The sequence below is a fragment of the Xanthobacter sp. BG11Y11_SDJG genome (assembly GCF_057364445.1).
Window position 1 is genome coordinate 1 of sequence record NZ_JBNFNU010000210.1, and the last position, 7,379, is coordinate 7,379.

6 protein-coding genes and 1 pseudogene are annotated in these 7,379 nt (G+C 70.4%); 3 read left to right on the plus strand and 4 right to left on the minus strand.

Annotated features, from left to right (window positions below; genetic code table 11):
- Nucleotides 1-400: pseudogene (locus AC2W7M_RS16050) on the minus strand (hypothetical protein); the annotation flags it as partial.
- A 236-nt stretch (nucleotides 401-636) separates the two neighbouring features.
- Here AC2W7M_RS16050 and AC2W7M_RS16055 point away from each other — a divergent pair.
- Nucleotides 637-1,644 carry a hypothetical protein gene (locus tag AC2W7M_RS16055; RefSeq protein WP_486133215.1) on the plus strand — a complete coding sequence of 336 codons (1,008 nt, stop codon included), beginning with the start codon at nucleotides 637-639 and terminating at the stop codon, nucleotides 1,642-1,644.
- 538 nt (nucleotides 1,645-2,182) lie between these two features.
- On the opposite strand, the gene AC2W7M_RS16060 is transcribed toward AC2W7M_RS16055, so the two are convergent.
- Together AC2W7M_RS16060 and AC2W7M_RS16065 are read right to left on the minus strand one after the other, a co-directional pair.
- Complete coding sequence (locus tag AC2W7M_RS16060; RefSeq protein ID WP_486133216.1) at nucleotides 2,183-4,756, minus strand: carbohydrate-binding family V/XII; 2,574 nt, start codon at nucleotides 4,754-4,756, stop codon at nucleotides 2,183-2,185.
- A 387-nt stretch (nucleotides 4,757-5,143) separates the two neighbouring features.
- Nucleotides 5,144-5,383, minus strand: coding sequence for a hypothetical protein (locus tag AC2W7M_RS16065; RefSeq protein WP_486133217.1), 240 nt, complete (start codon nucleotides 5,381-5,383; stop codon nucleotides 5,144-5,146).
- Nucleotides 5,384-5,680: 297 nt separating this feature from the next.
- Here AC2W7M_RS16065 and aqpZ point away from each other — a divergent pair, with 297 nt between their 5' ends.
- Nucleotides 5,681-6,367 (plus strand): aquaporin Z, encoded by a 687-nt coding sequence (gene aqpZ, locus AC2W7M_RS16070; RefSeq protein WP_486133218.1) that lies wholly within the window; start codon nucleotides 5,681-5,683, stop codon nucleotides 6,365-6,367.
- A gap of 76 nt (nucleotides 6,368-6,443) precedes the next feature.
- Here the strand turns inward: aqpZ and AC2W7M_RS16075 are convergent, their stop codons facing one another.
- Nucleotides 6,444-6,773, minus strand: a complete 330-nt coding sequence (locus tag AC2W7M_RS16075; RefSeq protein WP_486133219.1) for a BA14K family protein — start codon at nucleotides 6,771-6,773, stop codon at nucleotides 6,444-6,446.
- Between the two features lie 417 nt (nucleotides 6,774-7,190).
- Between AC2W7M_RS16075 and AC2W7M_RS16080 the strand changes: the two genes are divergently transcribed.
- On the plus strand, nucleotides 7,191-7,379 hold a 189-nt coding region (locus AC2W7M_RS16080; protein ID WP_486133220.1), incomplete at its 3' end, for a hypothetical protein.

Consider the following 7,379-nt stretch of genomic DNA (forward strand, 5'->3'; position numbering starts at 1 on the left):
CGCTGTCCCCCAGAGCGCGTTGAGGGGGCGGTCTCCATTGTTTGGCGGCGAGCGTCGCCCGGCGGGCGGGCACGCCGTCCGGAACCGGCGTCGCCAGCGCCGCGGGCACGACGAAGCGGTCCTGGTGCGGGTGGAGCGCGAACACGTCCCGGCCCATGAGGTCCGGCGGGCCTTCCTCTACCCGGCCGACGGCGCAGTAGCCGTATTTCACCGGAAAGGGAAAATCGCCCTCCTGGAGCGGGGCGCGCATGGTGTCGCGGTGCACCGCGTCGTTCAGCCCGGCGAAGACGAGGCGCTCGGTGCCACGGCTGACGGCGCTCCAGCGCGTGGCGACGAGGAGGTCTTCCGGCCCGCGGGCGGGGAGCGGCGCGGTACGGATTTCCGCCTCTGCCGGTGCCACGTACCACAGCGCCCGCGTTTGCGTCCGATTGCGGCATTCTGCCGCAGGTTCCGCCGTCATGCCGCCGTCCCCGTACTGCTGGAGTGCGCTGCAACGTTGCCACGGGCGGTTCGGATCCCGGGCGCACGGGAGTATCCCATGTCGTTTCGCCCGGATCTGCAACGCCGGCCTCGTTTCCTCCGGCGCCGCCCGCCGCTCGCGCCGAGGCCGCGGCGCTCACTCGCCGCCGCCGCTTCATGCTGGCAGCCAACGGGGCGACGCTGGCGGCGGTGGGCGCGGCCACGGCCTTCGTGCTGGCGCAGGACGGGTTCACGGTCATCGACGGCCTGGTTCTCCTGTGCGCCCTCGCCATAACGCCCTGGCACGCGATCGGGTTCTGGAACGCGGCCATCGGCCTCGTGCTCCGGCACGGCCGGCGCGATGGCGTGCTGGCCGCCGCGCCCTTCCTCGCAACGCCGGCACCGCCCCATGCCGGCACCCGCGTCGCCATCCTCATGACCTTGCGCAACGAGGACCCCGCGCGCGCCATCGCCCGGCTCAGGGCGGTGAAGGCCGACCTCGACACCGCCGCGATCGCGCCGATCTTCGACTACCATCTCCTCTCCGACACGTCGCTCCCCGACGTGGCGGCGGCGGAGGAGGCGCTGGTCGCCGCCTGGCGGGCGCAGGAGGGCGGCGCCCATGTCTTCTACCGGCGCCGGCGCTCCAATGCCGGCTTCAAGGCCGGCAACATCCGCGATTTCCTGGAGGCCCAGGGCGCGCCCTACGAGTTCATGCTGCCGCTCGACGCCGACAGCCTGATGGGCGCGGACACGGTGCTGACCATGCTCGGCATCATGCAGGCGCACCCGCGCATGGGCATCCTCCAGAGCCTCGCGGTGGGGCTGCCGGCCGCCAGCGGATTCGCGCGCCTGTTCCAGTTCGGCATGCGCGCAGGCATGCGCTGCTACACGCTCGGCGCCACCTGGTGGGCGGGCGACTGCGGCCCCTATTGGGGGCACAACGCGCTGATCCGCGTCGCCCCGTTCCGCGCCTTCTGCCACCTGCCCGATTTGCCCGGCGCGCGCCCTTCGGCGGGCCGATCCTCTCCCACGACCAGGTGGAGGCGGTGCTCATGCGCCGCGCCGGCTTCGAGGTGCGGGTGCTGCCGGTGGAAGGCGAGAGCTATGAGGAGAACCCGCCGGCGGCGACCGACTTCATCACCCGCGACCTGCGCTGGTGTCTCGGCAACCTGCAATATGTGAAGCTTCTCGGCCTTCCGGGCCTCGCCCCCATGAGCCGGTTCCAGCTCCTCTGGGCGATCCTGATGTTCGCCACCATCCCGGCCTTGCCGCTGGCGCTCGCGCTGATGCCGTTCGCGGCGGCCGAGGCGGCCGCCGGCGAGGACTTTCCGGCCGGGGTCGCGGCCGCGGTGTACGGCGCATTGTTGCTGATGTCGCAGGCGCCGAAGCTCGCCGGCTGGATCGACGTGGCCCTCACCCCGGGCGGTGCGGCACGCTATGGCGGGGCCAGGCGGTTCGCCGCCTCGGCGGCGATGGAGCTCGTCTTCTCGTTCCTGCTCGCGTCCCTGACCTCCCTTGCCGTGACCGCGCTCCTGGCGCGGCTCGTGCTGGGGCGGGTGGCGGCGCGCTGGAGCGGGCAGGCGCGCGACGGCCATGCGGTGCCGCTCGCGCTGGCGGCGCGGCGCTTCTGGGGACCGACCCTGTTCGGGCTCGCTTTGGTGGCCGCGCTGGCGGCGGTGGCGCCGGTGCTCATCCTGTGGCTTGCACCTCTGATCGCCGGCTATGCGCTCGCCATCCCGTTCGTGATCCTGACCGCGGAGCCGCGCTTCGGCGCCTGGCTGGCGGCGCGCGGCCTTGCGGCGACACCCGAGGAACTGAGCCCGCCCGCGGGTGCCTGCGGCGCCTGCGCGGCGCGAGCGAGGCGTCCTCGAACAGGCGGCCTGAGCTGCGGCTGAAACGAAGAGGCGCGCCGACGGATGCCGCGCGCCCTTTTTGGAGAGGGATCAGCGGTGCCGCTCAGCGCCGTCCGCCGAAGCCTCCGCCGAAGCCGCCAGCCGAAATGGCCGCCGCCGCCCCAGCCGCCGAAGCCGCGGTCGAAGCCGCCGGAGCCGAAGCGGTCGTCGCCGCCCCAGCCGCCGCCGCCACCCCAGCGGTCGCCGCCGCCGCCATAGCTGTCGGTGCGCTGCTGGCCCCAGGAGCGGGCCTGGTTCTCGTTGTCGAGGCCGGAACTGTCGAAGTCGCGGCCCATGTTCTGCCAGCCGGACGAGGTGGCCTTGCTCCAGCCGCTGTCGGAATGCTGGTACACATTGCCGTCGTGGTCGGCGACCACCTTGCCGTTGTCCCAGGCCACCGCGTTGCCGGTCTTGACGTTGCCGGCGACGCCGCGGCTGTCCACGTTGACGTTGCCGCGATTGTCGGTGACGCCGGTCTGCGAGGCGTGGAACGTGCCGGTGGTGGGATTGGCGCCGGTGGATTCACGCCCCGCCGCTGCGGTTCCGCGATAGACGTTGCCATCTGCCGCCGCCGCCGACTGGCCGCGCGCCCCGGTGGCGGGGTTGTAGCGCGCATTCTCGCGGTTGGCCGCCCAATTGCCCGAATAGGGATTGAAGGCGGCCGCCGAGCGGCCGGTGAAGGCAGTGCCGTTGGCGGTGTGGCCCGCCCAGTCGCGGCCCGACCATTCGGTGCCGTTCCAGGTGGTGCCCCAGGCGTGGTTCACCGTGGCGGCGCCGCCCCAGCGGCCATAGAGGTTCGCCTGGTTGACATTGGTGTAGCCCCAGTGGCCGCCCCACGGGCCGTAGGGTCCATAAGGTCCGTACGGACCATAGTGCCAGTAGGGTCCCCAATAGGGGCCGACTGCCGCGCCCCAGCCCCATCCCGCGGCGAAGCCGAAGGCGAAGCCGTCCACCGCGCCGAGCGCGAAGCCGGCGCCGAGGCCGTAGGTGACCGGGCAGGCGATCCAGTAGGTGCCCACATAGCCCGGGCAATTGTAGCCCGTGCCGTAGACCACCGTGCCGCCGGGGGCGACGACGACGCCCATATAGCCCGGCGTGTAGCCCACCACCACGGCGTCCGGCGTGACGGCATAGACCCGCACATAGGTCACGTAGTGCACCGGCGAGGAGACCGGGATGGTGTAGATCACCTCCGGCACCACGGTCGCCACCTTCCACGGGCCGATGGCCGAGGTGGAGACGAACCAGGTGCCGTTGTGCACCGCGTAGAAGCGCTGGGCGTCCAGCTGGATCACCGGCGTCGGCGAGTTCTTCGCGTAGGACAGGCTGGTGCCGGGGATCGCCTCGAAAACCGGCGGACCCCCGTCATAGCTCACGGTGATGGTGAGATCGCGCTTCACCGTGGCGGTCTGGGGGATGGTGGCGGCGATCACCGCCTCCTTGGCCTGCGGGGTGCCCGCCACCGAGACCAGCACGTTGGCCTTGGGATCGTTGGGGTTGATCTTGGCGAAGTCGGCCGGCAGCGCGTTCGCCGCCACGAACGCCCACGGACCGTTGAGGCTGGTCGCCTTGAACCAGCGGCCGGAGATCAGCACGTAATAGGAATTGGAGCTGGTCTCCATGAACACCGCATGGTCGGCATTGTTCATGGTGAGCAGGTTCGGCGCGCCGGTCACCGGCAGCATCTGCGCCTGGCCGTCGGACTGGATCAGCTCGGTGGGGACGGTGGAGACCAGGATCGCCGGCGGGGGCGTGATCGGCTTGCCCTCCTGCGACAGCAGCGGGTCCGCCGCCTGCTGCTTGTTGGCGATCTCGCCCGCGGCGGTCAGCGCGTCCGTGACCTTCGGCGTGACGACCCACGGGCCGTTGATGGCGGTCGCCTCGTACCAGGTGCCGGCGGCCTGGAGGTGATAGGTGCCCGCCTCGTCGCGCAGCAGCAGCGGCCGGGTGTTCACCACGCGCTGATAGCCCGTCACGCCCGAGATGGGCTTGAGCACCGGGTTGCCGGCCACCGGCACCAGGATGGTCGCGGTGGTGGCGAAGACGATCTTCGGCGGGGTGTTGTCGACCGGCTGGCTCTTGAGCGCCGCCAGCTCCTTGTTGACCGCATAGCTCGCCTGGAGCTGGTCCAGCGGCACCGCCATGCCGCCCTCGGGCAGGCGCGACTGAAGGGCGCTGCGGATCACCTGAGCCTTGTCCGGCGCGGTCGGCACTTCGACGCCGGTGATGGAGAACGAGGCGACGTGCACCACGCCGGCCGGCTTGTCCACGGCCACGCGGCTGGTGAAGCGCAGCATGCCGTAGGTGGGGGCGCCGTTCTTCGGGCCGATGGCGACCGCGGCGCGCCCGCTCATCACGTCACCCTGCCAGTCGTCCACCTGCGGCTGATAGAGCTGGAGCACGGTGTCGCCGGAGAGATCGAAAGAGCGCGGCCAGGAAGGGGGGCCGGCGAAGACGTCTTCCCCTGTTGGGCCTGCGCCTGTTGTGCCTGTGCCTGCTGGGCCATCGCCGCGGGCGCCGGAAGCGCCATCGCGAGGGCGATCACCGTTGCCGTGCTCAAAGTCGTGAGCCGAACCATGGTGTTCCTCCAAAATCCGCGCATGGCGGACCGGCGGAGACCTACCATGTTCCGACTGGAGCGTCAGCAGCGCCGCATGGCCACACCTGCCGCAGAGGGCGATGACGCAAAAGAAAAACCCGGCCCCTTTCGGGGCCGGGCTATGGCCCCGGGCACCAGCGCAAGTTGCGGGGGAAAATGCGCCAGTGCCCGGTTCCATTGGGGAATGAGGTCAGGTGTCGGTGCAGGGGCGGCGCCATTTCAGGCGCGGGCCGGAGGAGGTGGCGACCCACACCTTGCGCAGCCCGCAGGCCGGGGTGAGGGTGGTGTCGGGCTCGCCGGCCTTCTGCGCCGCCGCCGCGGCGCGCGGCGTGGGATCGGACGCCTGAAGCGCTTCGGCGATGCTGCCGCCGCCCACCGACGCCGCGATCAACACGACCGCGGCGACACCGATCACGACCGACTTCGACATGGGAACACCTGCGGCATCGCGGCACCTGGAGATTGCGGCCGGTCAATGCGGCCGGGATGCGCAGGTTCTAGCGGGAGCTTGCCGAACCCAATCTGAACCGCCCCTTTAGCTGCCCTTCACCTTGATGAACGCTGGCGCGCGCTGACGTTCAGCGGCGGTTCATCCGTACCCCTGCCGGGGCGAGTGCGTGCGGCCGCCCGTTTCTCCACCGAAGGTTTCGCGCGAACCCAGGAATCGTTCTTGATCTTGGCCGCGCTCAAGCCTAAGCGCGAGGGTGGGTAGCAAGGGGGACGTCATATGAAAAAGTACGTCGCTGAGTTCATCGGAACCGCCGTGCTCGTCCTGTTCGGATGCGGCTCGGCCGTGCTCACCGGTTATGGCAGCGCGCCCATCGGCATGCTCGCCATCGCCTTCGCCTTCGGCCTCGCCGTCACCTCCATGGCCTACGGCATCGGCCATGTGTCCGGCTGCCACATCAACCCGGCCGTCACCGTCGGCGTGTGGGCGGCGGGCCGCCTGCCCACATCGGAAGTGCCGCTCTATTGGATTTCCCAGGTGCTCGGCGGCATCGCCGGTGCCGCGATCCTCTACGTGATCGCCTCCGGCAAGCTGGCCGGCTTCGACGTCGGCACCGCCGGCCTCGGCCAGAACGGCTGGGGCGCGAACTATCTCGGCGGATACGGCCTCGGCGCCGCCATCCTCGCGGAGCTGGTGGGCACCTTCGTGTTCCTGGTGGTGATCCTCGGCTCCACCTCCAAGGCCGGCATCACCCAGGCCGCCGGTCTCGCCATCGGCCTCTCGCTGGTGATGATCCACATCGTCTTCATCCCGGTGACCGGCGTGTCGGTGAACCCGGCCCGCTCCATCGGCCCGGCACTGTTCGCGGGCGGGCAGGCGATCGCGCAGCTGTGGCTGTTCATCGTCGTGCCGCTGGTGGGCGCGTTCCTCGCCGGGCTGCTGTTCCGCAACCATTTCCCGGACTGAGCATCGGAATCGCGAAGGGCGGACGCATGGCGCCCGCCCTTCGTTCAATCTCGTCCTTCACCCCGTCCGTCGCCGGTCAGGGGCAGGGATGCTGCCGCCCGTCATAGCCGGTATAGGTGCCGGTGCGCGGGTTGTAGGACTTGAAGCGCGACATGCAGTAGGCGACAGCGTCGCTATAGCCGCTGTTGTTGTTGCTGTTGGCGGCGGCCGCCGCCGCAGCGCCGAGCGCAAGCCCGGCCACCGCCGCTCCAACCCAGGCGCCGTTGTTGTTGTAGTACCAGCCGCCATTGCGCCAGTAGGGACGCCCCCAGCGGGGATGATAGCCCGGCCGCGGGCCCGACCAGCCGGCGCGGCGGAACGCCCGCACCCGTGGCCGGGGCCGGTGCTGCACCGCTTCCGGCGCCACGGCGGCGACCGAAAAGCCCGCCGGGGGCCGCACGCAGCGGCTGGGCCGAGACGGGCGCCGCAAGAGCAGCCACCATGGCGGTGCTGATGCCGAGCGCCAGTGCTTTGTTTTTCCACATGAACTCTCTCCTTGCCGAGCGCCTGAGGGCACTCGTCTGAAGCGGTAACGACCCGCGGCACAGAGGGTTCGTTGACCTCACGTCACCGTGAAGAGGGTTCCGCGGCACTTCCGCGCGTGCCGACGGGCTGCCATGTGATGGTGAGGCGGTTCCGGTCTTTCGTCGCGGGGACGCGGAAGTATCGGATTTCGACAGCACAGAAAATTTGCCGCCTGTTTGACATGGATCGGCGACAAGCTTGCGGGGAATTAGACACAAATCCCTGCGACCCTGCGTCATCAAGGTCAGGAGACACTTGAATGTTTCGCAAAGCAAAAATGATCGCCGTGGCGATGAGCCTCGCCGTCGGCGGAATGGGTCCGGTCCCCGCCGGAGCGCAGGCGTTCGGCGTCGGCGCAGGAAAAGCTCGGGGGCCCCATGCCGCCCCGGTGTCCGAGGTGGCCTATCGCGGCGGCGTCCGGGCCGGCGGCTTTTTCGTGGCGCCCGCG